The 26,086-nt window shown below is 65.7% G+C and carries 26 protein-coding genes; 9 read left to right on the top strand and 17 right to left on the bottom strand.

What is annotated here, in order from left to right:
* Positions 1 to 2: 2 nt before the first annotated feature.
* Complete coding sequence (locus JQK15_RS12870) at positions 3 to 695, top strand: lysophospholipid acyltransferase family protein (protein WP_251007723.1); 693 nt, start codon at positions 3 to 5, stop codon at positions 693 to 695.
* A 94-nt stretch (positions 696 to 789) separates the two neighbouring features.
* On the opposite strand, the gene JQK15_RS12865 is transcribed toward JQK15_RS12870, so the two are convergent.
* The 4 genes from JQK15_RS12865 to JQK15_RS12850 all read right to left on the bottom strand — a co-directional run bounded on the left by JQK15_RS12865 (position 790) and on the right by JQK15_RS12850 (position 4,376).
* Positions 790 to 1,695: a prephenate/arogenate dehydrogenase family protein gene (locus JQK15_RS12865; RefSeq protein ID WP_214865934.1), complete on the bottom strand. Its 906-nt coding sequence runs from the start codon at positions 1,693 to 1,695 to the stop codon at positions 790 to 792.
* 4 nt (positions 1,696 to 1,699) lie between these two features.
* Positions 1,700 to 2,809, bottom strand: a complete 1,110-nt coding sequence (hisC, locus tag JQK15_RS12860; RefSeq protein WP_214865932.1) for a histidinol-phosphate transaminase — start codon at positions 2,807 to 2,809, stop codon at positions 1,700 to 1,702.
* A gap of 46 nt (positions 2,810 to 2,855) precedes the next feature.
* A complete protein-coding gene (locus tag JQK15_RS12855) occupies positions 2,856 to 3,647 on the bottom strand; it encodes an acid phosphatase (protein WP_048938559.1) in 792 nt (263 codons plus the stop codon).
* Between the two features lie 102 nt (positions 3,648 to 3,749).
* Positions 3,750 to 4,376, bottom strand: coding sequence for a TetR/AcrR family transcriptional regulator (locus JQK15_RS12850; RefSeq protein WP_125988648.1), 627 nt, complete (start codon positions 4,374 to 4,376; stop codon positions 3,750 to 3,752).
* A gap of 174 nt (positions 4,377 to 4,550) precedes the next feature.
* Between JQK15_RS12850 and JQK15_RS12845 the strand changes: the two genes are divergently transcribed.
* Both JQK15_RS12845 and JQK15_RS12840 read left to right on the top strand, forming a co-directional pair.
* Positions 4,551 to 6,908 (top strand): TonB-dependent receptor, encoded by a 2,358-nt coding sequence (locus tag JQK15_RS12845; protein ID WP_214865930.1) that lies wholly within the window; start codon positions 4,551 to 4,553, stop codon positions 6,906 to 6,908.
* Positions 6,909 to 7,010: 102 nt separating this feature from the next.
* Positions 7,011 to 8,261: a spinster family MFS transporter gene (locus JQK15_RS12840; protein WP_214865927.1), complete on the top strand. Its 1,251-nt coding sequence runs from the start codon at positions 7,011 to 7,013 to the stop codon at positions 8,259 to 8,261.
* A gap of 44 nt (positions 8,262 to 8,305) precedes the next feature.
* Here the strand turns inward: JQK15_RS12840 and JQK15_RS12835 are convergent, their stop codons facing one another.
* Positions 8,306 to 9,883, bottom strand: coding sequence for a peptide chain release factor 3 (locus JQK15_RS12835; RefSeq protein ID WP_017502740.1), 1,578 nt, complete (start codon positions 9,881 to 9,883; stop codon positions 8,306 to 8,308).
* A gap of 145 nt (positions 9,884 to 10,028) precedes the next feature.
* Positions 10,029 to 10,910, bottom strand: coding sequence for an aldose 1-epimerase family protein (locus JQK15_RS12830; RefSeq protein WP_214865925.1), 882 nt, complete (start codon positions 10,908 to 10,910; stop codon positions 10,029 to 10,031).
* Between the two features lie 197 nt (positions 10,911 to 11,107).
* On the opposite strand from JQK15_RS12830, the gene JQK15_RS12825 reads away from it, so the two are divergent.
* On the top strand, positions 11,108 to 11,602 hold the full coding sequence (locus JQK15_RS12825; RefSeq protein WP_004208924.1) for a hypothetical protein: 495 nt from the start codon (positions 11,108 to 11,110) through the stop codon (positions 11,600 to 11,602).
* On the opposite strand, the gene JQK15_RS12820 is transcribed toward JQK15_RS12825, so the two are convergent.
* From JQK15_RS12820 to rpmI, 7 genes are all read right to left on the bottom strand, one after another.
* Positions 11,592 to 12,296: a DUF4386 domain-containing protein gene (locus JQK15_RS12820; RefSeq protein ID WP_214865923.1), complete on the bottom strand. Its 705-nt coding sequence runs from the start codon at positions 12,294 to 12,296 to the stop codon at positions 11,592 to 11,594. The genes JQK15_RS12825 and JQK15_RS12820 overlap by 11 nt on opposite strands.
* Before the next feature lie 17 nt (positions 12,297 to 12,313).
* Positions 12,314 to 14,731, bottom strand: a complete 2,418-nt coding sequence (pheT, locus tag JQK15_RS12815; protein WP_214865920.1) for a phenylalanine--tRNA ligase subunit beta — start codon at positions 14,729 to 14,731, stop codon at positions 12,314 to 12,316.
* On the bottom strand, positions 14,728 to 15,819 hold the full coding sequence (gene pheS / locus JQK15_RS12810; protein ID WP_214865918.1) for a phenylalanine--tRNA ligase subunit alpha: 1,092 nt from the start codon (positions 15,817 to 15,819) through the stop codon (positions 14,728 to 14,730). Before pheS ends, pheT begins: the two co-directional genes overlap by 4 nt.
* Positions 15,820 to 15,881: 62 nt before the next feature.
* Positions 15,882 to 16,208, bottom strand: a complete 327-nt coding sequence (locus tag JQK15_RS12805) for a GIY-YIG nuclease family protein (protein ID WP_097384759.1) — start codon at positions 16,206 to 16,208, stop codon at positions 15,882 to 15,884.
* A gap of 48 nt (positions 16,209 to 16,256) precedes the next feature.
* Positions 16,257 to 16,877: a LysE family translocator gene (locus JQK15_RS12800; protein WP_048938155.1), complete on the bottom strand. Its 621-nt coding sequence runs from the start codon at positions 16,875 to 16,877 to the stop codon at positions 16,257 to 16,259.
* A gap of 188 nt (positions 16,878 to 17,065) precedes the next feature.
* Positions 17,066 to 17,428, bottom strand: a complete 363-nt coding sequence (gene rplT, locus JQK15_RS12795; protein ID WP_004208917.1) for a 50S ribosomal protein L20 — start codon at positions 17,426 to 17,428, stop codon at positions 17,066 to 17,068.
* Positions 17,429 to 17,441: 13 nt separating this feature from the next.
* On the bottom strand, positions 17,442 to 17,645 hold the full coding sequence (gene rpmI / locus JQK15_RS12790; protein ID WP_004208916.1) for a 50S ribosomal protein L35: 204 nt from the start codon (positions 17,643 to 17,645) through the stop codon (positions 17,442 to 17,444).
* A 159-nt stretch (positions 17,646 to 17,804) separates the two neighbouring features.
* On the opposite strand from rpmI, the gene JQK15_RS12785 reads away from it, so the two are divergent.
* The 3 genes from JQK15_RS12785 to JQK15_RS12775 all read left to right on the top strand — a co-directional run bounded on the left by JQK15_RS12785 (position 17,805) and on the right by JQK15_RS12775 (position 20,990).
* Positions 17,805 to 19,967, top strand: coding sequence for an AsmA family protein (locus JQK15_RS12785; protein ID WP_214865916.1), 2,163 nt, complete (start codon positions 17,805 to 17,807; stop codon positions 19,965 to 19,967).
* Positions 19,968 to 20,035: 68 nt separating this feature from the next.
* Positions 20,036 to 20,449 (top strand): VOC family protein, encoded by a 414-nt coding sequence (locus tag JQK15_RS12780; RefSeq protein WP_214865914.1) that lies wholly within the window; start codon positions 20,036 to 20,038, stop codon positions 20,447 to 20,449.
* 4 nt (positions 20,450 to 20,453) lie between these two features.
* The gene (locus JQK15_RS12775; RefSeq protein ID WP_214865912.1) at positions 20,454 to 20,990 is read left to right on the top strand and encodes an O-acetyl-ADP-ribose deacetylase; all 537 of its coding nucleotides are present in this window, start codon (positions 20,454 to 20,456) and stop codon (positions 20,988 to 20,990) included.
* 607 nt (positions 20,991 to 21,597) lie between these two features.
* Here JQK15_RS12775 and JQK15_RS12770 read toward each other — a convergent pair.
* Positions 21,598 to 22,425, bottom strand: a complete 828-nt coding sequence (locus JQK15_RS12770; RefSeq protein WP_037522084.1) for an inositol monophosphatase family protein — start codon at positions 22,423 to 22,425, stop codon at positions 21,598 to 21,600.
* 74 nt (positions 22,426 to 22,499) lie between these two features.
* On the opposite strand from JQK15_RS12770, the gene JQK15_RS12765 reads away from it, so the two are divergent.
* A complete protein-coding gene (locus JQK15_RS12765; protein WP_214865910.1) occupies positions 22,500 to 22,940 on the top strand; it encodes a VOC family protein in 441 nt (146 codons plus the stop codon).
* A gap of 49 nt (positions 22,941 to 22,989) precedes the next feature.
* A complete protein-coding gene (locus JQK15_RS12760; RefSeq protein ID WP_037509997.1) occupies positions 22,990 to 23,226 on the top strand; it encodes a hypothetical protein in 237 nt (78 codons plus the stop codon).
* On the opposite strand, the gene JQK15_RS12755 is transcribed toward JQK15_RS12760, so the two are convergent.
* Genes JQK15_RS12755 through JQK15_RS12745 form a run of 3 tightly spaced genes read right to left on the bottom strand, consistent with a single transcriptional unit; the run spans position 23,223 to position 25,931 of the window.
* On the bottom strand, positions 23,223 to 23,699 hold the full coding sequence (locus tag JQK15_RS12755) for a DUF2269 family protein (RefSeq protein ID WP_048938148.1): 477 nt from the start codon (positions 23,697 to 23,699) through the stop codon (positions 23,223 to 23,225). The two genes, JQK15_RS12760 and JQK15_RS12755, sit on opposite strands and share 4 nt — an antisense overlap.
* Positions 23,696 to 24,988 carry an SDR family oxidoreductase gene (locus JQK15_RS12750; protein WP_048938147.1) on the bottom strand — a complete coding sequence of 431 codons (1,293 nt, stop codon included), beginning with the start codon at positions 24,986 to 24,988 and terminating at the stop codon, positions 23,696 to 23,698. The genes JQK15_RS12755 and JQK15_RS12750 overlap by 4 nt, the downstream gene beginning before the upstream one ends.
* Positions 24,989 to 24,995: 7 nt before the next feature.
* Positions 24,996 to 25,931, bottom strand: coding sequence for a ribose-phosphate pyrophosphokinase (locus JQK15_RS12745; RefSeq protein ID WP_010338670.1), 936 nt, complete (start codon positions 25,929 to 25,931; stop codon positions 24,996 to 24,998).
* Positions 25,932 to 26,086 lie beyond the last annotated feature (155 nt).

Raw genomic sequence — 26,086 nt, 5'->3', positions numbered from 1 at the left:
CCATGACCCTGTTCACTGCCCTTCGCTCGCTCATCTTCATGCTGGCCTTCTATGTCGGCACGGCCTTCTTCGTGCTGGCGGCCGTCATCGGCGGGATGTTCAAGCCCGCGCATGTCCAGTCGGCGGCGACCGGCTGGAGCCGATTTCATCGCCTCTGTGTGCGCTGGATTTTGGGGCAGCGGATCGTGGTCGATGGCGACCTGCCGATCGGTCCCTATCTCTACATCATCAAGCATGAATCGATGTTCGAGACGATCGACCTGCTCTGCCTGTTCGACCGGCCGGTGATCGGCGCGAAGCGCGAATTGCTCGACATTCCCTTCTGGGGCGGCATCGCCCGGCGCTACGGCCTGATCCCGATCGAGCGGACCGCCGGCGCCAGCGCGCTGCGAACCTTGCGCGCTTCAGCCAAGGACGCCGTGGCGCAGGGGCGGGCGGTCTGCCTCTTCCCCGAAGGCACGCGCGTCCCCCATGGTGAAGCGCCGCCGCTCAAGTCGGGCTTTGCCGGTCTCTACAGCCTGCTCGGCCTGCCGGTGGTGCCGATCGCGATCGACAGCGGCGTCGTCTCGCCGCGCGGCAAGTTCCTCAAGCGCCCCGGCACCATCACCTACAAGGTGGGTGAGATCGTCCCCACCGGCCTCGATCGCAAGGAGGCCGAGATTCGTGTCCACGCCGCGATCAACGCGCTCAATTGAACAGATTCGCAAAGCGCCCTTGGCGCTTTGCTAAGCCCGCGCGGCGCCTGAGCGTTTCAAGCTGCTGATGCGTAAGCATCATGGCAGCTTGCTATCAATGCGACCGGCCGAAGTCGGGCTTGGCGTCGTCCTGGCCCTGTTCGATGATCGACCGGCGGATCGCGCGGGTGCGGGTGAACAGGTTGAACAGGGTGTCGCCGTCATTCCAGCGGATCGCCCGCTGTAGGGTCGACAGATCCTCCGAGAAACGCTGCAGCATTTCCAGCACCGCCTCCTTGTTCGCCAGGAACACGTCGCGCCACATGGTCGGGTCTGACGCGGCGATGCGGGTGAAGTCGCGGAAGCCACCGGCCGAATATTTGATCACCTCGCTCTGGGTGACATTCTCCAGGTCGCTGGCCGTGCCGACGATCGTATAGGCGATCAGGTGCGGCAAATGGCTGGTCACCGCCAGCACCAGGTCATGATGCGCCGGGTCCATCGTCTCGACATCGGCGCCGACCCGGCGCCACAGTTCCGACACCCGCTCGACCGCCGCCGGATCGGCATCGGCGGGCGGGGTGATGATCGACCAGCGGCCCTTGAACAGGGTGGCAAAGCCCGCTTCCGGCCCGCTATTTTCGGTGCCGGCCACCGGATGCGCCGGAATGATGATGCGGCCGGGCAGGGCGGCGTTGAGCTGCGCCAGCACGTCCGCCTTGCACGAACCCACGTCGCTGATGATCGCGTCGGCCGGCAACTCGTCGGCAATCTCCGCCGCTGCCGCGCCCATGGCGCGCACCGGCACGCACAATATCACCAGTTCGGCGTCGGTCACCGAAGCGCCGGCCGTATCGGTGATGTCGTCGCACAGGTCGATGCGCCGCGCGGTTTCGCGCACGGCGGGGTCGGCATCATGGCCGGTGACGCGGACGGTGGGCATATATTCGCGGATCGCCCGCGCCAGCGAGGATCCGATCAGGCCAAGGCCGATGATGGTGACACGGGAAAAGGGCAGCATCGCGTCAGGCCGCCTCCGCCATGGCGCGCAGCTTGGCGGCGACGGCGCGGGTTTGTTCCTCGGTGCCGATGGTGATGCGCAGGCCGTTGGGCAGACCCTGACCCGGCAGCCAGCGGGTGGCATAGCCCTCGTCCCACAGCCCCTTCATCGCTGCCTCGGCGGTCAGCTTGCCGTCGAACAGGATCAGCAGGAAATTGGTGCGGCTCGGCACCGCGCGCAGGCCATGGTTGGAGAGGGACGCGATCTCGCCCGCCAGCCATTCGCGCCATAGCGCATTATGGGCGCGGCTCGCCTCGACCCATTCATGGTCGTGGATCGCAGCGACCGCAGCGGCCTGGCCGGCGGTGGTCACGTTGAACGGCGCGCGGATACGGTGGAGGATGTCGATGACGTCCTGGCTGGCATAGCCCCAGCCGATCCGTTCGGCCGCCAGGCCATAGATTTTCGAGAAGGTGCGGGTGACGAACACGTTGCTGGCGGTCTTCGCCAGTTCCAGCCCCGCATCATCCTCATCCGCGTCCAGATATTCGGCATAGGCCTGGTCGAGCACGAACAGGATATCGGGGCGCAGCCCGGCGTGCAGCCGCGCAATCTCTTCCCGGCTGGTCATGGTGCCGGTGGGATTGTTGGGATTGGCAAGGAAGACGACCTTGGTCTTCTCCGTCACCGCCGCCAGCAGGGCGTCGACATCGGTGGCATAATCGGCGTCGGGCGCCTCGATCGGCGTCGCGCCGACGCGGCGGGCGGCAATGTCATAGACCGAAAAGCCGTAGCGGACATAAAGCACTTCGTCGCCCGGCCCGGCATAGGCGCTGGCGGCGATGTGCAGCAGTTCGTCCGACCCGGTGCCATAGATGATGCGCGCCGGATCAAGCCCATGGACCGCACCGATCGCCTCGCGCAGCTTGGCCGCGCCCGGATCGGGATAGGTGGCCAGGTCCGCCGTCGCCGCCACCAGCGCCGCGCGGGCGGCCGCACCGGTGCCGAGCGGGTTCTCGTTGGCGGACAGCTTGATCAGCGGCCGGCCGTCATCGGCGGCGGACTTGCCCGGCACATAGGCATGAATGCCGAGAATCCAGTCCTTGGGGGCGGGTTTTGCTGCAGCGTCGCTCATGGAGCGCGGCTTTAGCGGCTTCCGCGCCAAAGGCAAAGCGGCTGGATCAGCGCGGCGCAGCCAATTCCTGCCGCGCCAGTTCGCGTTGGGCACGGAACACCGGATCGGACTGCAACCGCGCATAGGTGGCCGATGCCACGACCCGGCCGGCCAGCGTGTCGCTCAGCCAATGGGCGCGACAGATGACCCGGCTCTCGCCAAATTCATAACCGCGCTTGAGCAGGGCATCCTGCTTGTCGGGCATGACGTCGGTCAGGACCAGCGCCAGCATCCAGCCGATCGCGGTATGGCCCGATGGATAGGAGCCGTCCTTGCGCAGCATCGGCTCGTCCTGTGGGCGGCAGGTATTGCCGTCATGCTCCACGAACGGGCGCACCCGCTGATAATGACCCTTGGCGCGCGAGGTGGAGAAGGCGGCGTCGGCCGCCGCGCGGCGCAGCAACATGGTCAGGTGCGGGTGAGTGCCGTCCGACAGCGACAGGCCGGCGATCGGCTCGAACGACTGGACCATGTGCGGCCAGCCCAGGTCCGCATCCGACGCGGCCAGCGCCTGGCGATCGGCCGGCGCGGCGAGCGCGGCGCGATAGGCTTCCTCGTCGGCCGCCTTGGCGGCGGTGCCGGGGGCGGGCGGGGGCGGCAGCAGGGTCAGGCTGTTGGGCAGGGCGGCGGGGTCGAGATAGCCGCGCGGAAAGGGGATGGCCTTGGTCAGTTGCCCGACCGCCTCGATCGTGGTCGGCGGCACCGGGGCGCTGGCCGACGGCGGCGTGGCGGTGGTCGCACAGCCGCTGACCAGCAGGATCGATGCCAGAAGGAATGTCTGTTTTTGGAGTGTGCGCATCGCCTGTCCGCCTTTTGCTTTGGGGCCTGACGCCCGGCCCTATCAGCAGGGGCAGGGCGCGACCATCGGTGCTTGTCCCGATAGGCGGCAGCGGTGCAACCCTCAAGCGCGCTTGCCGATCCCCTTCTCGATCAACGCGTTGGCGATGTCGGCAATCTCCTGCGCCGGCCGGCTGTCGTCCCACACGCCATAGCGCAGCCCCAGGAACACATTCATCCCCATGATCGCCCAGGCATGGACCTCTTCCACGTCCGCGCGCACGTCGCCCTGCTGCGCAGCTTTCTTCAGGCGCGCGGCCATGCGAGTGGCGGTATTCTCATAATGGGCGCGATAGGCGGCCTGGTCGACGAACTCGGCCTCGTCGATGATGCGGTAGATTTCCTTGTGGGCGCGGGCGAACTCCAGGAAGCTCAGCAGGCCGATCCGCTCTGCCTCGATCCCGTTGCGCGCATCGGCGATGCGGGGCGAGACATAGTCGCGCACCTGGCCCGACATGTCGTTGACCAGCGCGCGGAAAATGTCGTCCTTGCTGTCGAAATAGGTGTAGAAACTGCCCAGCGCGCAGCCCGCCCGGCGGGTGATGCCGCTGATCGACCCGTCGTGAAATCCCTTTTCGCCAAACTCCTCGGCCGCCGCCGACAGCAGCGCGCGAAGCGTGCGTTCGCCCCGCGCGGTGCGCGGCGCCTTGTCGTCGCGTCTCTCATCCCGTGGGGAAGCCGGATCGGTCATGCTCTCTCCATCTGCCTGCCAATACGTGCCTTTTCAATCATTTGAGGACGTCTGGTGGCCTTGTTCGCCGTCCCTCATATTTGAAGTTGAAAGCTGGTTCAACTTTCATTATTCAAAGGGCAAGCAGATTGGCTACCCGGATGACCGGGGGCCGCTTCAGGAGAGGAAACGCCGATGAAGGCCCATCACAGCATTCGTGCCCTTGCCCTCGCATCCGCCGCCTGGACCGGCGCGATGGCATGTCCCGCCTTCGCGCAGGACGCGTCGGCGCCCGCCGCCGACACCGAAGAGGCCGGCATCATCGTCACTGCCCGTCGGCGTGAGGAAACGCTGGTGTCGGTGCCGATCGCGGTCAGCGCCTTCTCTGGCGCTGATCTGGAACGGGGCGGGGCGATCGACATCAGCGACCTCGCCAATGTCACCCCCAACACCACGCTGGAGGCGTCGCGCGGCACCAATTCGACGCTGACCGCCTTCATCCGCGGCGTCGGCCAGCAGGATCCGGTTTCCGGCTTCGAACAGGGCGTGGGCATCTATCTCGACGATGTCTATCTCAACCGGCCGCAGGGCGCGCTGCTCGACATCTATGACGTCGAACGGATCGAGGTGTTGCGCGGGCCGCAGGGCACGCTCTATGGCCGCAACACGATCGGCGGCGCGGTCAAATATGTCACGAAGATGCTGCCGCAGGACTTCTCGCTCAAGCTCAAGGGCAGCTATGGCAGCTATGATCAGGCCGATGGCATCATCAGCGTGTCGGCGCCGATCGGCGACCTGATGCGCGTCGGTGGTGCCTTTGCCCGCCTGTCGCGCGGCGGCTTCGGCAAGAATCTCACCACCGGGCAGGATAATTATAACAAGGATATCTGGGCTGGCCGCGCCACCTTCGAAATGGGCGGCTATGGCGCCCCGGTGCTGATGCGCATCACCGGCGACTATACCAAGGACAACAGCAATCCGCGTGGCGGCCACCGTCTGATTCCGGGGCAGGCCTCGGGCGCGCCGGTGTTGGACGATGTGTTCGACACCCGCGGCGGGCTGGTCGATCCCAAGCAATATGTGAAGTCCTACGGCCTGTCGATGAACCTGACGGCCGAACTCAATGATGCGGTGACGCTGCGCTCGATCAGCGCCTGGCGCAAGGATGACAGCGCCTCCCCGATCGACTTCGACGCGCTCCCCGCCGTCGATGTCGATGTGCCGGCCTATTACAAGAACGAACAGCTCAGCCAGGAATTCCAGCTGCTCTACGACAAGGGTCGTCTGCACGGCATGGTCGGCTTCTATTATCTTGATGCCAGCGCCGACACCCAGTTCGATACCCGCATCTTCACCACCGTGGCCGGGCTGACCGCCTTCACCCAGGCCAATGTCGATACCGAAACCTATGCCGTGTTCGGCGACATGAGCTTCGACCTGACCGATCAGCTCAGCCTGTCGGCCGGTGGCCGCTATACCTGGGACACGCGCCGGGCCAATATCCTGCGGCAAAGCTATCTGGGCGGCGGCTCGCCGGTGTTCGACGGGGCGGGCATTCCCTTTGGTGCGCCCAGCACCAATTTCCGTGGCGAACGCGAGTTCAAGAAATTCACGCCGCGCTTCTCGGTCAGCTACAAGCCGACCGCCGATCACAATATCTATGCCAGCTATTCCAAGGGCTTCAAGGGCGGCGGCTTCGACCCGCGCGGGGTCGGCACCAACGCGCCCGACCTCAATGGCGATGGCATCCGTCAGGACAGCGAAATTGCCTCCTTCCTCAGCTTCGCGCCCGAACAGGTCGACAGCTATGAAGTCGGCTACAAGGGCAATCTGATGGACGGCGCCCTCTATGTCGCGGTCGCCGGCTTCTATGCCGATTACAAGGATGTGCAGATCCCCGGCTCGGTCGCCTGCACCGTCAATGTCGGCGGCGTGCCCACCCCCTCCTTCTGCGGTGTCGTGTCCAACGCCGGCAAGGCGCGCTTCAAGGGGCTGGAGTTCGAAAGCAATGCCCGCCTTGGCCGCGATATCTTCAGCGGCGGCGACCGCCTGAACCTGCAGACCGCGATCGGCTTCATCGACGCCGATTATCGCGAATATATCGCCAATATCGCCAGCGTGCCGACCGATGTCGCCGACTATCGCCGGGTCCAGAACACGCCGAAATGGACCGCCAGCGGCACGCTCAGCTACAATGTCCCGGTGGGCGATGGCAGCCTCTATTTCGGCAGCACCGTCTCCTGGCGCTCCAAGACCTATCAGTTCGAAATCCCCAACCCCTATATCGATCAGAAGGGCTATGCGCTGTGGGATGCGAGCCTGGTCTATACCGCGCCCAGCGATCGCTGGAGCATCGGCGTCCATGGCAAGAACCTGCTCGACAAGGAATATAAGACCTCGGGCTATACCTTCGTCGCGGCCAATCCGGTGACCGGCGCGATCATCAACAATGCGGCCGGCTATCCCACCCCGTCGCTGGGGACGGAAGGCACGCTGACCGCCTTCTACGGCAACCCGCGCCAGGTGTTCGTGACCGGGTCGGTCAAGTTCTAAGCTGCGTTTCCCATCCGTTCGGTTCGAGCTTGTCGAGAACCGTTGCATAACCGGCTTCTCGACTTGGCTCGAAGCGAACGGAAAATTTGGTATCAGGCCCGCATGACCGACCGAACCTCTTCCCCCGCCTATCGCGGCGTCGTGCTGGCGATGCTGCTGCTGGTCTATACCTTCAACTTCCTCGACCGGCAGATCCTGGGCATCCTCGCCGGCCCGATCAAGGCGGAGCTGGGGCTGACCGATACCCAGCTCGGCGCGCTGGGCGGCATCGCCTTCGCGCTGCTCTATTCGACGCTGGCGATCCCGCTGGCGCTGCTCGCCGACCGGACCAGCCGCACCTGGGTCATCACCGTCAGCCTCGCCATCTGGAGCGGCTTCACCGCGCTCTGCGGCATGGCCGGCAATTTCATGCAGATGTTCCTGTTCCGCATCGGCGTCGGCGTGGGGGAGGCGGGCGGCGTCGCCCCCTCCTATGCCGTCATCTCCGACTATTTCCCACAGCATCAGCGCGCCCGCGCCCTCTCCATCTATTCGCTCGGCATTCCGCTGGGTTCGGCCGGCGGCGTGCTGCTGGGCGGCTATATCGCCCAGACCGTCGAATGGCGCACGGCCTTCATCGCGGTCGGCATCATGGGCATCCTCATCGCGCCGCTCTTCCGCCTGCTGGTGCGCGAACCGGCCCGGCCGGTGCAGGCGGGCACACCCGTGCCGGTCAGCGCCGTGTTCGGCATTCTCGCGGCCAAGCGCAGCTTCTGGTTCCTGGCATTGGGTGCCGCGTGCAGCTCGATGTGCGGCTATGGCGTCGCCTTCTGGCTGCCCAGCCTGTTGATGCGCAGCTTCGGCCTCGACCTTATGGGCGCGGGCCAGTTCCTGGGCGGACTGCTGCTTTTGGGCGGGGTCGCGGGCGTGCTGCTCGGCGGTTTCCTGGGCGACGCGATGGGCAATCGGGACAAGGCCTGGTTCGCCTGGGTGCCGGCGATCAGCTATGTGATCGGCATGCCGTTGTTCGTGGTCGGCGTGCTGTCATCCAGCGTCGGCTTCGCCTTCGCCTTGTTCCTCATCCCGCAGGCCTTGGTCTATGTCTGGCTCGGCCCGGTGCTGACCGCCGTGCAGCATCTGGTGCCGCCGCATATGCGGGCCAGCGCCTCGGCGACCTTCCTGCTCATCAACAATCTCGTCGGCCTCGGCCTTGGCAGTTGGAGCGTCGGCGCCCTGTCCGATGCGCTGACCCCGACCTATGGCAATGAAGCGCTGCGCTACGCGATCGTCGCGGCGCTCGGCTTCTACCTGCTCGCAGGCCTGTTCATGGCGCTCGCCGGCAAGGCGCTGCGGAAGGATTGGGTGACGGCCTGACGCTTGAAGTGACAGGGCGTTGCCCTGTCACTTTCGCTGTCGGCTTAGCGCTCCTTGGTGGCGCTGAACTTCACCTTGGGATGGCGCTCCTGCTGATAGCCGATGTCCCAGGCGCTGCGCGCCATGAACACCAGATTGCCGTCGCGATCCTTGGCCATGTTGGCGCCATTATAGGCAACCAGATCCTTGATCGCCTGATCGTCGCCGCTGATCCAGCGGGCGGTGTCGAAGGGTGAGGGTTCCAGCACCGCCGCGACCTTATATTCGGCCTCCAGCCGGCTGATCAGCACTTCCAGCTGCAGCTGGCCGACGACGCCGACGATCCAGTTGCTGCCGATCTCGGGATAGAAGACCTGGATCACGCCCTCTTCGCTGAGGTCGTCCAGCGCCTTGCGCAGCTGCTTGGTCTTGGTCGGGTCTTTCAGCTGCACGCGGCGCAGGATTTCCGGCGCAAAATTGGGCAGGCCCGTAAAGCGCAGGCCGGGCTTTTCGCTCAGCGTGTCGCCCACGCGCAGCGCGCCATGATTGGGGATGCCGATGATGTCGCCGGGGAAGGCCTCGTCCGCCAGTTCGCGGTCCTGCGCGAAGAACAAGATCGGCGAATGGACGGCCAACGCCTTGCCGCTGCCCGACGGGGTCAGCTTCATGCCGCGGCGGAACTTGCCCGACACCAGCCGCATGAAGGCGATGCGGTCGCGGTGCATCGGGTCCATGTTCGCCTGCACCTTGAAGATGAAGCCGGTGACTTCGCTGCCTTCGGGCTCGACCGGGGCCGGCTCGGCCGGCTGGGCGCGCGGCGGCGGCGCATGGGCCGACAGCGCGTCGATCAGCTCGGTCACGCCGAACAGCTTGAGCGCCGACCCGAAATAGACCGGGGTCAGGTCGCCATGGCGGTAACGTTCCAGGTCGAACTCGGCATAGCCGCCCTGGGCCAGCTCGGCCTCCTCGCGCAGCTTTTCCAGGCCCCGCTCGGACAGGTAATCGGCGAGCTTCGGGTCATCCAGGCCGCTGAACTGGTGGCGGGTGCCGTCAAATTCCTTGGACGGGCCGGTGGGCTGCATCAGCCGGTTGGTGGCGAAATCGTAGATACCCTCGAACTCGCCGCCCATGCCGACCGGCCAGCTCATCGGGCAGACGTCGAGCTGCAACTGGTCCGCCACCTCGTCGAGCAGGCCGAACAGCTCGCGGCCCTCGCGATCGACCTTGTTGACGAAGGTGATGATCGGCACGTTGCGCAGGCGGCAGACCTCGAACAACTTGCGTGTCTGCGGCTCGATGCCCTTGGCCGCGTCGATCACCATCACCGCCGAGTCCACGGCGGTCAGGGTGCGATAGGTATCCTCGCTGAAATCCTCGTGACCCGGCGTGTCGAGCAGGTTGAAGGTGATGGTCTCGCCATCGCGCGTCCGTTCGAACGTCATGACCGAGGATGTGACGGAGATGCCGCGCTGCTGCTCGATCTTCATCCAGTCCGACCGGGCGCGCCGGTTCGCGCCGCGCGCCTTGACCTCGCCGGCCAGATGAATCGCGCCGCCTTCCAGCAGCAGCTTTTCGGTCAGCGTGGTCTTACCGGCGTCCGGGTGGGAAATGATCGCGAAGGTGCGGCGGGATGGGATGCTCATGATGCTGTTTTCTGGGGTCCGAGTAAAATAACCCGTTCGCCCTGAGCGAAGTCGAAGGGCCTTGCCGAGCGGAGGCGAGGCACTTCGCTGCGCTCAGTGGAGGGCTTCGACTTCGCTCAGCCCGAACGGAACTTGGGAAAGCCCGTTACACGTCGACCAGCGTCACGTCCATGCGGAAGGATCGGCTGTCGCCCGGCAGCAGGGTCATGACACCCTGCTTGTCCCAGACATCGCCGGTGAAGCCGACCGGGTCGGCCATGCCGGCCCAGGGTTCGACGCACAGATAATGGGCGCCCGGCTTCTGCCACAGGCCGAGCCAGGGCGTATCGGGGAAATCGATCTTCAGGTGCGGCTTGCCGGGCACGCCCCAGGTCAGCGACCGGCTGGCGAGATCGTCCCAGATCAGCGCGTCACCGGCGAACATGGCATGGGTCGGCGCCAGTTCCTTCCCCTCGACCGGCGAGGGGACGCTTTCCAGCGCGATCAGCCCCGGTTCGCTGCCGACCTTGCGGATCGGCGCGGGTTCGGCCTGCGCGAACAGGATGCGATGGTCCTCGACACTGCCGCCATAGGGCAAAGGCCAGGCGAAGGCGGGGTGATAGCCAAAGCAGAAGGGCATTGCCGTCTCGCCCCGGTTCATGACGGTGGCGGTCATGCGCAGGCTCGGCCCCTCCAGCACGAACCCCATGTCGAGGCGGAAGTCGAACGGATAGACGGTGCGCGTCTCCCGATCCGCCTCCAGCCGGAACAGGGCGGCTTCCTCGTTGCGATGGACCAGGGTGAAGGGGCTGGTCCGGGCAAAGCCATGCTGGCCGATCGGATAGTTGACATCGTTCAGCCGATAGACGTCGCCGCGCGATCGGCCGACGAACGGGAACAGCAGGGGGGCATGGCCGGTCCACCATTGCGGGTCGGCATCGGTCATCAGTTCGCGGCCCTGCGCATCGGTCAGCGACCAGAGTTCGGCGCCCAGCGGCGATATGCTGGCGGACAGATTGTCGGAGGCGATGGCGATGCGGTCGTTCATGGCGAAACACTCCTGTTTGCCCAGCGGCATAGAGCCGGATCGTCATCTGTGGAAGCGCCTTGGGCTTCCGCAGATGACGTGAATCAGGCTCTATTCCAAGGTCCGATGCGGCAAATCCCGACTGTCTCGCCTGCCGCGCAATCGTTACGTTGCGGAACCGACATGCGGGCTGGCGGGTTGAGCCAGCGGGAGGACCAATGATGAAAATTGCCGTATCGACCGCCACCATCCTGTTGCTGCTCGGCACGTCGGCGCTCGCTCAGGAACAGGGCAAGAAGAGGGATGACACGCTCGACAAGGCGGGCGAAATCGCGTCCCAGCCGGCGCGCGATGTCGGCATCGAAAAGACGCAGGTGCCGCCGATCCTCGTCGCGGCCGAGGAAAATCCCTATGCCGCGCCATCGGGCAAGACCTGCAAGGCGCTGAATGGCGACATGGCGGCGCTCAACAAGGTGCTTGGTCCCGATTTCACCATCGGCCGCGAAGCCAATGAGGATCGCACCAGCAAGATCGCCGAGGGTGTGGGCAAGTCGCTGGTGAATTCGCTGATCCCCTTCCGCGGCGTGGTGCGGGAAATCAGCGGCGCAGCCCCGGCGGAACGTCGATTGCGCGCCGCCATCGCCGCCGGTCTCGCCCGGCGCGGCTATCTACGCGGCATGGCATCGGCCAAGGGCTGCAAGATTACGGGCTGACCTCCGGCGCCGCCGGGCGCGGCGCGCCGAACAGCAGCAGCCAGATGGCGAAGGCGCCTTCGCCCAGCAAAGGCACGAAATCGAGCTGGCCGGGGATCGCCTCGCCGATCGCCGGCGACAGCAGCGCCAGGCTGCGCGCGATCAGATGGACCGCGCCGCCCGCCATCAGCAGCGCACCGACCACCACCGGCAATCGTCGCGATCGGATCGCCAGCCAGCCTATCAACAGGCAATAGATGCCGAAGAAGATCAGGCTGATGCCGTAGAGGTCGTTGTGGAGGCTGAGGCTGATCCGCACCAGCGACTGCACCTCCGCCATCGGAATGCCGGGATGCGGCGCACCATCGATCAGCGCAAGCGGCAGCAGATGCAGCAGACTGTTGCCCGCCAGCACGGCAATGCCGGTCAGGCTGAACAGGGCGGCGGTGCGCGCCAGCACCCGCCCGGTCGGCGCGAACAGGCCATAGAGCAGGGCGGTCACCGCCAGATAGCAGCAGAGCATAGCGACATCGCTCGCCCCGCCGGCGCGATAGAGCCAGGGATAGTCGGCGATGTTGCGCGTCGTCTCGCGCCCGTTGCCCGGCACGATCAGGGCCGCGCGCACCACCGCTTCGGCAAACATGCCGCAGCCAATGGTGCCGATGTAGAAGAGGCCGGCGAGGCGGGCCTGAAATCGTTCAGCCTTCCCGTCCATCGCCGGCCTTCCCTGTCTTAGCCGCGCAGGCTCGCGCCCAGCTTCTGGGCGGCCTTGACCACGGCGGCGCTGATCGCGTCCAGCTCTTCCTGGGCGAAGCTCTTTTCGCCCGGCTGCAGCGTGATCTCCACCGCCAGCGACTTGTGGCCTTCATCCACGCCGGGGCCGGTGAAGACGTCGAACAGGCGCGCGTCGACGATCGCCTTCTTGTCCGCGCCCTTGACCGCGCGCACCAGCGCATCGGCCTCGACCGCTTCGGGCACAAGGAAAGCGAAGTCGCGCTTCACCGCCTGCAAGGCCGGCGGCGCGTAAGGCGCGCGCATGAAGCCGCTCTTGCGCTTGGCCGGAATCGCATCGAGGAAGATCTCGCCTGCGACCACCGTGCCCGACAGGCCGAACTGCTTGGCCAGGCTCGGGTGCAGCACGCCATATTCGGCCAGCACCACCTTGGGGCCAAGGCGCAGCGTGCCCGACTGGCCGGGATGATAGGCCGCCGATGCCTCACCCATGCTCTGCAGATTGCCGACCGGCGCACCGGCGGCCGCCAGCAGCGCGATCACTTCACCCTTGGCATCGAACGCGTCGAAGGGCTGGGCCTTGCCGCTCTGCCAACTGCGCGCGGTCTTCTCGCCAGCCAGCACGAAGCCGACCGTGGCGCGCTCGCCCTGCTTGAAATAGCGCCGGCCGAGTTCGAACAGCCGGATCGACGTCGCGCTGCGATCGACATTGCGCTTGGTCGCCGACAGCAGGCCGGGCAACAGCGAGGGCCGCATGACCTTCAGGTCTTCGGAGATCGGATTGGCCAGCGTCCAGTCGCCACCGCCAACGCTCGCGGCTTCCTTCTCGGAAATGAAGGACCAGTTGATCGCTTCAGCGAGGCCGCGGGCGGCGGCGGTGCGGCGCACGCGGCGCTCGACCAGCTGCTCGGCCGTGGCGGTCGGGCGGGCGACGCCCGGCACGCGCGGCAATGGGGTGGACGGCACATGGTCCAGACCAACGATGCGCACCACTTCCTCGACAATGTCGGGCCAGCCATCGACGTCGCGGCGCCAGGTCGGCACGCTGATCGTCCAGTGGCCCGGCACGCTGACCGGCACGCCATCCTGATATTCGATGCCGCCGGCGTCGCCGCTGACGCTGAAGCCCAAGCTCTCCAGAATGCGCTTCTGCACGTCATGCGGCACATCGACGCCGGCCAGCGCCAGGCACTGGGCGGGCGCATAGGCGACCGTCTTGGGCGTGGCGGGCGGAGTGCCGGCGCGGGTCGCTTCCGACGCGGTGCCGCCGCACAGGGTCATGACCAGGCTGGTGGCGATCGACAGGCCATCGTCCAGGAAGGCGGGATCGACGCCACGCTCGAACCGGCCGCGCGCATCTGAGGTCAGCGCCAGCTTCTGGCCGGTCACCGCGATCCGCTCGGGCGTGAAATAGGCGCATTCGATCAGCACATCGGTGGTGCCGTCCTGCGCCCCCGAATGCTCGCCGCCCATGATGCCGCCAATATCGTGCACGGCCGCGTCGTCGGCGATGACGGTCATCGTCTCGTCAATCGCATAGGTCTTGCCGTTCAGGGCCAGCACTTCCTCGCCGGCCTTGCCCTTGCGCGCAACCAGACCGCCCTTGAGCGTCGCCATGTCATAGACATGCAGCGGCCGGCCGAGGTCGATCATGATGTAGTTGGTGATGTCCACCAGCGCGCTGATCGGCTTCTGGCCGATCGCCTTGAGCCGACGCGCCATCCATTCGGGCGAGGCGCCGTTGGTCACGCCCTTGACCGAGCGGGCGAAGAAGGCGGGGCAGCCGTCGACATCGTCGGTGCGCACGTCCGGTCCCGGACCCACGCCGGCAATCTCCGGCACGATGATGGCGTTCAGCGTACCCAGGCCCGCCGCCGCCAGATCGCGGGCGATGCCGCGCACGCCCATGCAGTCCTGACGGTTCGGCGTGATCGACACGTCGATGACCGGATCGTTGAGGCCGGCCCAATTGGCATAGACCTCACCGACCGGCGCGTCGGCGGCCAGTTCGATGATGCCGTCATGATCGTCGCCCAGCTCCAGTTCGCGGGTGGAGCACATCATGCCGTTGGATTCGACGCCGCGAATGGCGGTCTTCTTGAGCACCATGCCGTTGACCGGCACCACTGCGCCCTCGACCCCGAACACGCCGATCAGGCCGGCGCGGGCATTGGGCGCGCCGCACACGACCTGCAGCGGGTTGCCGTCGCCATGGTCGACGCTCAGCACCTGCAGCTTGTCGGCCTGCGGGTGACGTTCGGCGGTCAGGATCTTGGCGATCTTGAACGCGCCCAGCTTCTCCGCCGGGTTTTCCACATCCTCGACTTCCAGCCCGATGGCGTTCAGCGTCTTGAGAATGGTGGCCAGATCGGCATCGGTCTTGAGGTGCGTCTTGAGCCAGCTCAGGGTGAACTTCATGCGCCGACTCCTCCCGACAGCGTGGGCACGTCGAGTGCCGAGAATCCATAATGTTTCAGCCAGCGCAGATCGCCATCGAAGAAGGCGCGCAGGTCGTTCATGCCATATTTCAGCATGGCGAGACGATCGACGCCGGTGCCGAAGGCAAAGCCCTGCCATTCGTCGGGATCAAGCCCGCAGGCCTCGATCACGCGGCGGTTGACCATGCCGCTGCCCAGCACTTCCAGCCAGCCGCCGCCCGGCGCATCGCCGTCGCCGCCGATCACGCGCTGGCCATTGGTCAGCGTGTAGCCGACATCGACCTCCACCGAGGGTTCGGTGAAGGGGAAATAGCTCGGGCGCAGGCGCAGGACGATATCCTCGCGCTCGAAAAAGGCCTTGAGGAAGGTTTCCAGCGTCCATTTGAGGTGGCCCAAGGTGATGCCCTTGTCGATAACCAGACCCTCGATCTGGTGGAACATCGGCGTGTGGGTCGCATCTGAGTCGCTGCGATAGACGCGGCCGGGCGCGATGATGCGGATCGGCGGTTCCTGCGTCATCATGGTGCGGATCTGCACCGGCGAGGTATGGGTGCGCAGCAGCATCTTCTTCTGTCCTTCCTCGTCCGGGAAGTAGAAGGTGTCGTGCATCGCGCGTGCCGGGTGCGTCTCGGGGATGTTGAGCGCGGTGAAATTATGCCAATCGTCCTCGATCTCCGGACCGGTCGCGACCGAGAAGCCGAGATCGGCGAAGATTTCCGCCAGTTCGTCCATCACCTGGCTGACGGCATGGACGCTGCCCTGCGGCCCCAGATCGGCGGGCAGGGTCATGTCGACCTTTTCCGAGGCGAGGCGGGCGTCGAGCGCGGCCTGCTCCAGCGCGGCTTTCCGGTCGGCGATCGCGACGGTCACGCTTTCGCGCAGATCCTGGATCGGCGGGCCTTCCTCCAGACGCTCCTCGGGCGACATGCCGCCCAGCGTCTTGAGCAGGCCGGTGACGACCCCATTCTTGCCCAGCGCGCCCACGCGCAGCCCTTCCAGCGCGTCCAGCGTGTCGGCAGCCTCGATGTCGGCGATCAGGCCGGCTTTCAGTGCGCTAATTTCGGTCATATCATTCGTCATTCCCGCGAAGGCGGGAATCCATCTCCCGCGCTAACCAATCATCCTGACGCTCAATCGATGCGCCGACTGTCCAATGGCTCAAAGCCCAAATCGATAGCCAGATCGCGCCAATCGGGATTGCTCCGTTCGATCAGGTCGATCTTCCATTGCCTGTTCCACTTCTTGATCTGCTTCTCGCGCCGGATTGCTTCCTCCATGGATGCGCCGCATTCGAACCAGACCAGTCGCTTGACCCCGTAGTCGCTGGTGAAGCCTTCGATCAAGCCAGAACGGTGCTGATACAGGCGTTGCACGAGGTTTGATGTGACACCGACGTAGAGTGTGCCATTTTTATGGCTCGCCAATATGTAGACTGTCGGATCGAGCTCGCGTTGCATCGGCCCCGCCTGGAGATGGATTCCCGCTTTCGCGGGAATGACTTAGCTTTAAGCTCTAGCCCCCAGCAGCGCGCCGCCGAAGCCGATGAACATCAGGCCGGTGCCGCGGTTGAACAGCTTCTGCCGGTTGGCGGGCGCCAGCCAGCGGGCGAGGCGCAGGCCGCCCAGCGCATAGACCGAATACCAGAAGCTTTCGATCACCACGAAGCTGACGATCAGGATCGCGAGCTGCAGCCAGAAGGGGCGGGCCAGGTCGATGAACTGGGGGAAGAGCGCGGCCGCGAAGATGATGAGCTTGGGGTTCGACAGGCCGGTCAGCAGGCCGGTCGCATACAGCGCGCGGGCGGAGCGGACCGGGCCGGCATCGCCGCCGTCCGCATTGCCGACCGGCGCGCGCCAGGCCTTGATCCCCAGCCAGATGAGATAGGCGACGCCGGCATAGCGCAATATGTCGAACAGGCGCGGCGAGGCTTTCAGTAGCGCGCCAAGGCCCAGCGCCGACGCGATCAGGCACAGCAGCACGGCGCTCATCAGCCCCGCCATCGTCACCAGCGCCTTGCGCGGCCCATGGGCGATGCTCTGCGTCATCACATGCAGCATGTTGGGGCCGGGCGTGGCCGAGATCAGGAAGACTGCCGTGACGTACAACCACCAGAGATGCAGCGACATGGGATCACTTCCTCCTGTTTCCTCGCGCACCACCGCCGTTCGTTTCGAGCATGTCGAGAAACGGCAGCGCCATCCTATCGACTTCTCGACTTCGCTCGAAGCGAACGGAAGGGGATGGAAAAAAACAAAAAGGGCGCCGAAGGCATCTGCCCCGGCGCCCCTTTGACGATCTTTACGATCGATCAGCTTCAGGCTGCGGGCAGCGCAGCCTTGGCCTGGGCGATGATGGCGCTGAACGCCTCGCCTTCGTGCATCGCGATGTCGGCCAGGACCTTGCGGTCCAGCTCGACGCCGGCCAGCTTCAGACCGTGCATGAACTGCGAATAGGTCAGGCCTTCAGCGCGGACACCCGCGTTGATGCGCTGAATCCACAGGCCACGGAAGGTGCGCTTCTTGACCTTGCGGTCGCGATAAGCGTACTGGCCGGCCTTTTCGACAGCCTGGCGAGCGACGCGGATCGTGTTCTTGCGACGGCCATAATAGCCCTTCGCCTGAACCAAAATCCTCTTATGCTTCGCCTTGGTGGTTACACCACGTTTTACGCGTGCCATTGTCCTCTACTCCTTACTTCAGGCCGTAGGGTGCCCAGAGGCGGACGTGAGCCACGTCGGCATCGGACAGCACGGAAGTGCCACGGTTCTGGCGAATATACTTGGCGTTGTGCGAGATCAGGCGGTGACGCTTGCCAGCGACGCCGTGCTTGACCTTGCCGGAAGCGGTGAACTTGAAGCGCTTCTTCACACCGCTCTTGGTCTTGAGCTTGGGCATTTTCGTCTCCTTGTTTGGCGCGACGATTACAGACAGCCACGGCAGCCCTAGTTAGCCGGGCGGTCTCACTGAATATCGCGAAGGGCGGCCCATAGTCGGCCGCGCCCGCAAAAGCAAGCGATTCGGACCCAAAGGCGGCATGCCCGCGTTGACCCCGCCATGGCCGATGTCGAACCTGTGCCGCATGACGCGCCCTTAACCGCCCAACCGGGCGGCGCGGCTGTCCATCTGCGCCGTGCGCGCGATCGCTGGCGCCGTCTGCCGCTGCCGGCCCGCATCCTGCTATGGATCGTCGGCATCATCCTTGCCCTGTGGCTGATACTCTTCGTCACCAAGGGGCGGTTCCTGAAAGGGCCGTTCGAGCGCATCCTGTCCGCCCGGCTGGCGCGGCAGGTGCAGGTCGGCGGCGACTTCCAGCTCTATTTCGCGCCGATCGCGATCAAGTTCCGGGCGGAGGGGATGCGCGTCGCCAACCTGCCCTGGGCCAGCCGGCCCGACCTGCTGCGCGCCGACCTGATCGACGCAAGGATCGCGCCCTTGAGCCTGATCTTCGGCAGCAGATATCGCATCCCCTGGCTGGAACTGCGCAATGCCGCGGTCGACCTCGAATGGTCGCGCGACCGGCAGCATAATACATGGACGCTGGGCGACCCCGATCGCAAGGGCGAGCCGATGACCCTGCCGCTCGTCCGCCGCGCGCTGCTCGCCGGCACGACCATGCGCTATCGCGATCCGGTGCTGATGCTGTCGACCGATATCGGCTTCGAGACGGTGAAGGCGCAGGACACCCGCTTTGCCAGCGACGTGCGCCTGTCCGGCACCGGCACGATGCGCGGCAAGCCCTTTACCCTCAAGGGCGGCCTGCTGTCGCCCAACGCCACCGTCACCGGCGGCAAGAACAGCCTGGCGCTGCGGGCACAGGCGGGCGCGACCGTGCTGGAGGTGACCGGCACGCTGCCCGGCGCGACCGAGCTGGAGGGCAGCGACCTGCGCGTCGTGGCGCAAGGGCCCAATCTCAGCCATTTGTTCGATTTCCTGGGCGTCGCCATTCCCGGCACGCGCCATTATCGCTTCACCTCGGCCCTGACCAAGGCGGGCGAGGAGTGGCGCTTCACCCATTTGAAGGGTCGGTTCGGCGCTTCCGACCTGGCCGGGCGCTTCACCGTGTCGCTGCCCAATAATCGCCTGCTGATCGACGCCGATCTGGCGACCCAGCGGCTCGACATCATCGATGTCGGCCCCTTCATCGGCTATGATCCGCAAAGGCTGGATGTGCAGGGCGGGGCGGGCGCGATAACCACCGTGCAGGGCACGCCGCGCCTGCTGCCTGACGCGCCGCTGCGGATCGAGGCGATCCGCAATTTCGACGCCAATGTCCGCTACAGCGTGAAGACGATCCGCGCGCCCAACGTGCCGATCGCCAACGCAGCTATGACGGTGAAGCTCGACCATAGCCTGCTGACGCTCTCGCCGCTGACCTTCGACATGGCGGGCGGCCATGTCGCGTCGGACATAGAGATCAACGCCCGCAACCAGCCGGTGCGCACGACCTACGACGTCCGCCTGGCGCCGACGCCGATGGGCACGCTGCTCGCCCGCTGGGGCGTCGAGCAATCGGGCACCACCGGCATGGTCAAGGCGCGGATGCAGATGACGGGCCTGGGCGATACCGTCCATGATTCGCTCGCCACCGCCAATGGCCGCATCGCCGTCATCCTGCCGGCGGGCAGCATGTGGGCGCGCAATGTCCAGCTGTCGGAAATCGATGTCGGCACCTTCATCACCAAGATGTTCGAGAAGAAGCTGAAGGATCCGGTGCAGATCAATTGCGGCCTCATTGCCTTCACCGTGCGCGACGGCGTGGCGGCGGCCGACCCGATCCTGATCGACACGCGCAAGAATGTGATGATCGGCCGGGGCGGCTTCTCGTTCAGGAATGAGAGTCTCGACCTCGCCTTCCGCGCCGACGGCAAGAAGATCAGCCTCTTCTCCGGCCAGTCGCCGGTCGGCATTGGCGGCTATTTCGCCCGGCCGTCGATCAATGTCATCAGCCCCGACCTGATCGCGCGCGGCGGCGCTGCGGCGGCGCTGGGCATCGTCGCCACGCCGATCGCCGCGACACTGGCCTTTGTCGATGTCGGCGATGCCAAGGCAGCGGCCTGCGGCCCGGTGCTGGCCGGCGCCGATGCCGCAGCCCAGCGCACCCGTGGCGGCAAGCCGCGCGACGATGTCGGCCGCGGCACCACCGCGAAGGATGAGGCCGGCAAGGGCAGCAAGGCCGAGAAGAAGGCGCAGGACAAGAAGTTCCTCGGCATCTTCTGAAGGTCATGCGTCGGGCCTATCCTGCGGCCCTGCCGACTCGATCAGGGGTCGGACCGAAGGAGAGGATCATGAGCGACACGCCGTTCGTCCTGCCGGGGGTCACGCCCCATCTGACCATCGCCGACGGCAAGGCCGCCGACGCCATCGCCTTCTACAGCGCGGCTTTCGGAGCGACCGAACAGAGCCGCCATCTGGAAGAGGATGGCACGCGGATCATGCACGCCCATCTGACGGTCAATGATGGCGGGCTGATGCTGAACGATCATTTTCCCGAAATGTGCGGCGGCGCCCCGGCGGAAAAGCCGGCCTCGGTCACGCTGCATCTGGAAGTGGACGATGCCGATCGCTGGTGGGATCGCGCGCTGGCCGCCGGCGCGGCAATCCGCTTCCCGATCGACAACCAGTTCTGGGGCGCCCGCTATGGCCAGCTCACCGATCCCTTCGGCCATGTCTGGTCGATCGGCGGGCCGATCAGGGACTGATGCGATGATGGTCGGGACGACGCGCTGGGACGTGGTGACGGGCGACATCACCCGTTGCGCGGTCGACGCGATCGTCAACGCCGCCAATAACAGCCTGCTCGGCGGCGGCGGGGTCGATGGCGCGATCCACCGCGCCGCCGGGCCAGACTTGCTGGAGGAATGCCGGGGCATTGGCTGCTGCCCGACCGGGGAGGCGCGGATCACGCGCGGCTACCGGTTGCCGGCCCGCTACGTCATCCACACCGTCGGCCCGGTCTGGCAGGGCGGCAATCAGGGCGAGCGCGACCTGCTCGCCAGCTGCTATAGCCACAGCCTGTCGCTCGCCCGCCATCATGGCCTACGCAGGGTCGCCTTCCCGGCGATCTCGACTGGCGTCTATGGCTATCCCAAGGCGCAAGCCGCCAAGGTCGCCGCCCGCGCCGTGGCGGAAGCGCTGCGCCGCGACCCCGATGCCTTCGACCAAATCCTCTTCGTCTGCTTCGACGAAGACAATCGCGCCCTCTACGACGCGGCCGTCAGGGATGCGTTGTCGGGGGATTAGGGGCGGACGAATGTCTCGTTCGCCGTCATCCCCACGAAGGCGGGGATCCATCTCCCGCACCTTCCATTTGGGTGAGGCCGTTGGAGATGGGTTCCCGCTTTCGCGGGAATGACGAAAAGGGGTGATTAGGGGGCGGTTTGGTTTTGAACGAAAAGCCTTGTTTTTAGGCATTGTTCGTCAGAAGAGCGGTGGGTCATTTTCTTGTCCAAGAGACGTTGTTCTGAAAAACAATCGCCCTCTCGTCGAATGCGCGCTCGTGCTTGCACGGCATAGTTTCGCTCCGATCGTCTTGATCATATTTCTTTACATTTGGGGTGTCGAATCCGATTACCTGATTATCGCGACAACCTTGATGGTTATCGCATGGGCTTGCATGGGTGCTTACATTGCTCAATTGCGATGCGTTAATTGCAAGAGCTTGTTGTATCGGGAGGAGGCCATCGCGCTATCCGACTTCAAAAAGATCAAAAGTCGGCAAAGATACAGCGTTCTGGATCGCTGCCCCAAATGTGGGGCTGAGCAATACCTGTAACGTCAGCTATTCTTGACAGTTCAACAATGATGGACCGTCTGATTTTGGTTGCTAGCAGACTACCCAACACCACCCTCAATGATCGTGATGATGCCCATGGTCATGCCCATCGCCCGCGCCATGGATCGCTTCCAGCACATCCTCCAGCCGTGCCGGATCGCCCAGCGCCAGCACATGGCCTTCGCTGTCGGCGGTCAACGGTTCGCCATTCCAGTCGCACATCAGCCCGCCCGCGCCCTCGACCACCGGCACCAAAGCGGCGAAGTCATAGCTTTGCAGCCCGGATTCGATGACGATGTCGAGGAAGCCCGACGCCAGCAGGCCGTAATTATAGCAATCGCCGCCATAGACCGGCCCCTGGCGCGGCGATCCGCCCGACACCGCGCCGACCAGCGCCATATAATGGGGCACGTCACCCTCGGCGAACAGATGCGGGCTAGTGGTGGCGATGCCGGCGCCTTCCAGCGCCTTGCAGGCGCGGGTGCGCACCGGCTTGCCGTTGAAGGTGGTGGGCTGACCACTCATCCCGGCCCAGCGTTCCTGCGCGATCGGCTGGTCGATGATGCCGATCGTCGGCCAGCCGGCCTGCGTCAGCGCGATCAACGTGCCGAAGATCGGCCGCCCGGCGATGAAGCTGCGCGTGCCGTCGATCGGATCCAATATCCACACCCGCTCGGCATCGGTGCGGACCGATCCATATTCCTCGCCGATGATGCCGTCGTTCGGCCGTTCCTTTTCCAGGATCGCGCGGATCGCGGCTTCGGCGGCGCGGTCGGCCTCCGTCACCGGCGACTTGTCGGCCTTGATCTCCAGATCGTAGCGCGCGCGGAAAAAGGGACGGATGGCGGCGCCGGCGGCGTCGGCAAGGCGGTTGGCAAGGGCCAGGTCATCGCGGGTCGTCATGCCCCTTCGCCTAGCCGGTCGGCGCGCGCTAGGCTAGACTGAGCCATCCTGATTCACCGAAGAGGAGAGGAAAGATGTCCGGTTCTCCCGTCATCCCGTGCCTGCGCTATGCCGATGCACCCGCCGCCATCGATTTCCTGTGCGCCGCCTTCGGCTTCGAGCGGCATGCCGTCTATCCCGACGATCTCGACAACAGCATCATCCATCATGCCCAACTGATATTGGGCGAGGGCATGGTGATGCTGGGCAGCGTCAAGGATATGGAGGGCGAATCGCTCTACACCTGGTCGACGGTCCGCGACCTCGGCGGCATCACCGCCTGCATCTATATGGTCGTGCCCGATGTCGATGCCCATTGCCTCCATGCCCGCAACGAAGGCGCGGTGGTGGTGGACGAACCGCATGACAATCCGGGCTATCCGGGGCGCGGCTACACCGCGCTCGACCCTGAAGGAAATGTCTGGAGCTTCGGCAGCTATGACCCCTGGGAGCCGATCCCCGAAGACGGTGATTAAGCTTTTGGAAACCGTGCCGTTCTAGCCTCCCAGGGGAAAGGGGGCCGTCATGGCGCTGGTTGGCTGGATCTTGAGCTTCATCTGCCTGTTCGCGGGCCTCGCGCTGCGGCAGGACATGCCGATCGGCGGATCGGTGGCGATCTCCAACATCCTCGTCGTCTTCGCCCTGCTCGCCTGCCCGATGGTGTGGCGCGAACTTCCGCTGGGCGTATCGCGCGGCCAGCGCATCGTGTCCGGCCTGGCGCTGGTCTTCGCCCTGCCGATCATCCTGTTCCCGACGCATTAAAGCGCCGGGCGCGCCAGCATCAGCCAGACGATCGCCAGAATCGCGCCAAAGGCGGGAAAGCCGAAGGCGAACCACCAGCGGAAAAGTCGATGATAGGCGGATGGTAGCGAATCACCGCCGGCGACGGCGGCTGCCGCCAGGTCGCGCATCCGCGCCTGCATCCACAGCACCGGCAGCCAGAAGGCGCCGATCAGCAGATAGAGCGCAACCGACAGCAGCAGCCAGGGCGTGTCGAGCGGCCAGCCGAGCCCGTGGGCCAGCGCCAGCCCGGTAATCGGCTGCACCACCACTGCGCTGGCGGTGAAGAGCATGTCGGCGATCACCACGATCCGTGCGACCGCCGCGATCACCCGCGCGTCGCCGGTGCGGTGTGCCATCAGCATGAAGAAGGCGATGCCCGCCCCGGTGCCGATCAGTACGCAGGCGCCCAGCACATGGGCCCAGCGCAGCGCCAGGATCAGGACATCGCTCATCGTTCCTCCAGCAGTATATGGGTGATCAGCGCGGCGATCATCACCACCAGTGCCTTGGCCAGCGGCGCCAGCGGATCGACCCACATGTCCGGCCGCACCCAGCTGCCCATGACCAGATAGGCGGCAGTCAGTCCCGCCATGCCCAGCACCGCGCGCTGCGCCCAACGCCGCACCAGGATTGCCGCGCCCAGCAGTAGGTCGGCGACGCTGCCGGCGATACTCAGCGCCATGGCGACTCCTGCGACCGGCGTCCCCTGCAATTCGCCGGCCACCGTGTCCAGCCGGGCGAGGCCGACCAGCCCCGACAGCAGGAACAGCAGCGACAGCGCCGCCACTAGGCACGGCATCAGCAGCATCAGCCGCGCCTGCGAGCGATCCTGCAGCCCCGATGGGTGGCGCGCCAATATCTGGTCCAGCGTCAGCAGCGGCCGGCCCAGCAGCGCCTCGCCGCCTTCCGGCGCGCCGGTCACGTCGCGCGCGATCATGGCCATGGCGGTGCTGCGCAGCGGCGATCGCCAGCCCAGATGGCCAAGCAGGTCGGCGACCGCGCTGACCGGCGTGGCGATCCGGCCGGGCAGGGCGATAACCGGAACGGGCGCAATCCCCAGCCAGCGGCGATGGGCGACGATAATGGCGTCCAGCGTCGATGCCTCACGCTCGACCAGGTCGATGTCGATTGCGCGCGGCGCGTCGGGCGCCAGGCAGCAGACCACCGCCTGCGCCACATCGTCCAGCGCGACGCTCTGGATGCGGCTGTCGCCATGGACGCTGAACAGCCGCAGCGGCATCGCCGCCAGCGCCCGGATCAGCAACGTGCCGCCATAGGCATTGCGGCCGATCACCAGACCGGGGCGCAGGATCGCCCAGTGCAGCGCGGACGCGCGCAGATGATCGTCGGCCACCGCCTTGGTCGACAGGAAGGGGCTGGCGTCCTTTGCCGTGGCGCCGGGCGCGGAAATTTGGATGAAGCGGGCAATGCCCTGCGCGGCGCAGGCGTCGATCAGCGCGGCGATGCTGGCGCCCTGGATCGCCTCCAGCCGTTCGCCGCCGCCGCTCTGCAACGCGCCGCTGGCATTGACCACGGCGTCGACGCCGTGCAGCGCCGTGGCCCAGTCGGCCGGCTGGGTCATGTGGTTGAGGTCGGCGAAATGCCAGGACAGGGCGGGGAAGAGGCGGCGGGCGGTCCGTTCGGACCGGCCCAGGCCGATGACCTCATGCCCCGCCGCGATCAGCGCGCGCGCAATCCCGCTGCCGATGAAGCCATAGGCCCCAACCAGCAGGACGCGCATGCGCGTCTTAGTCGAACAGGCTGGAAACGGAGCTTTCGTCCGCGATGCGCTTGATCGCTTCGCCCAGCAGCGGGGCGATCGGCAGGTGGCGGATGCGCTTGGCATCGTTCACCGCATCGGTGCCCTGGATCGAGTCGGTGATGACCAGTTCCAGCAGTTCCGACGCCTCGACACGGGCGACCGCACCGCCCGACAGCACGCCATGGCTGACATAGGCGACGACTTCCTCGGCGCCCTGTGCCTTCAGCGCGGCGGCGGCGTTGCACAAAGTGCCGGCCGAATCGACGATATCGTCGATCAGGATGCAGAAACGCCCCTTCACGTCGCCGATGATGTTCATCACTTCCGACTCGCCGGCGCGCTCGCGGCGCTTGTCGACGATCGCCAGCGGCGCGTTGTCGAGGCGCTTGGCGAGCGCACGGGCGCGCACCACGCCGCCGACGTCGGGCGATACGACCATGATATTCTTGTCGCCAAAACGGGCCTGGATATCGGCCGACATCACCGGCGCACCGAACAGATTGTCTGTCGGGATGTCGAAGAAGCCCTGGATCTGGCCGGCGTGGAGATCGACCGACAGGACGCGGTCGGCGCCGGCGGTGGTGATCAGGTTGGCGACCAGCTTGGCGCTGATCGGCGTGCGCGGGCCGGGCTTACGGTCCTGGCGGGCATAGCCGAAATAGGGGACGACGGCGGTGATTCGCTTGGCCGATGCGCGCTTGAGCGCATCGATCATGATCAGCAATTCCATCAGATTGTCGTTGGTCGGATAGGCCGTCGACTGGATCACGAACACGTCTTCGCCGCGGACATTCTCATGAATTTCCACGAAAACTTCTTCGTCGGCAAAGCGGCGGACGCTGGCCTCGGTCAGGGGGATTTCGATATAGTCGGCGATGGCGGCCGCGAGCGGCTTGTTCGAATTGCCGGTCATGAGTTTCATGGCGAAAATCCCCAGGCTAATTGGCGTGACGAATTGATGACGATGCGCGAAACGCGGCCCCTTTAGCGGCGCATGTCCCATGTGGAAAGGCGCTTTTGCGCCCTGCGACAAAATGGCCCCCGCATTTTCAGAACACGCGCGAAGCGGGTGTTCGG

The sequence above is a fragment of the Sphingobium sp. BHU LFT2 genome, assembly GCF_018604485.1.
GTDB lineage: Bacteria > Pseudomonadota > Alphaproteobacteria > Sphingomonadales > Sphingomonadaceae > Sphingobium > Sphingobium yanoikuyae_A.
Note: the sequence above shows the minus strand (reverse complement) of the source record. Positions and strands in the feature narration are given on the sequence as shown.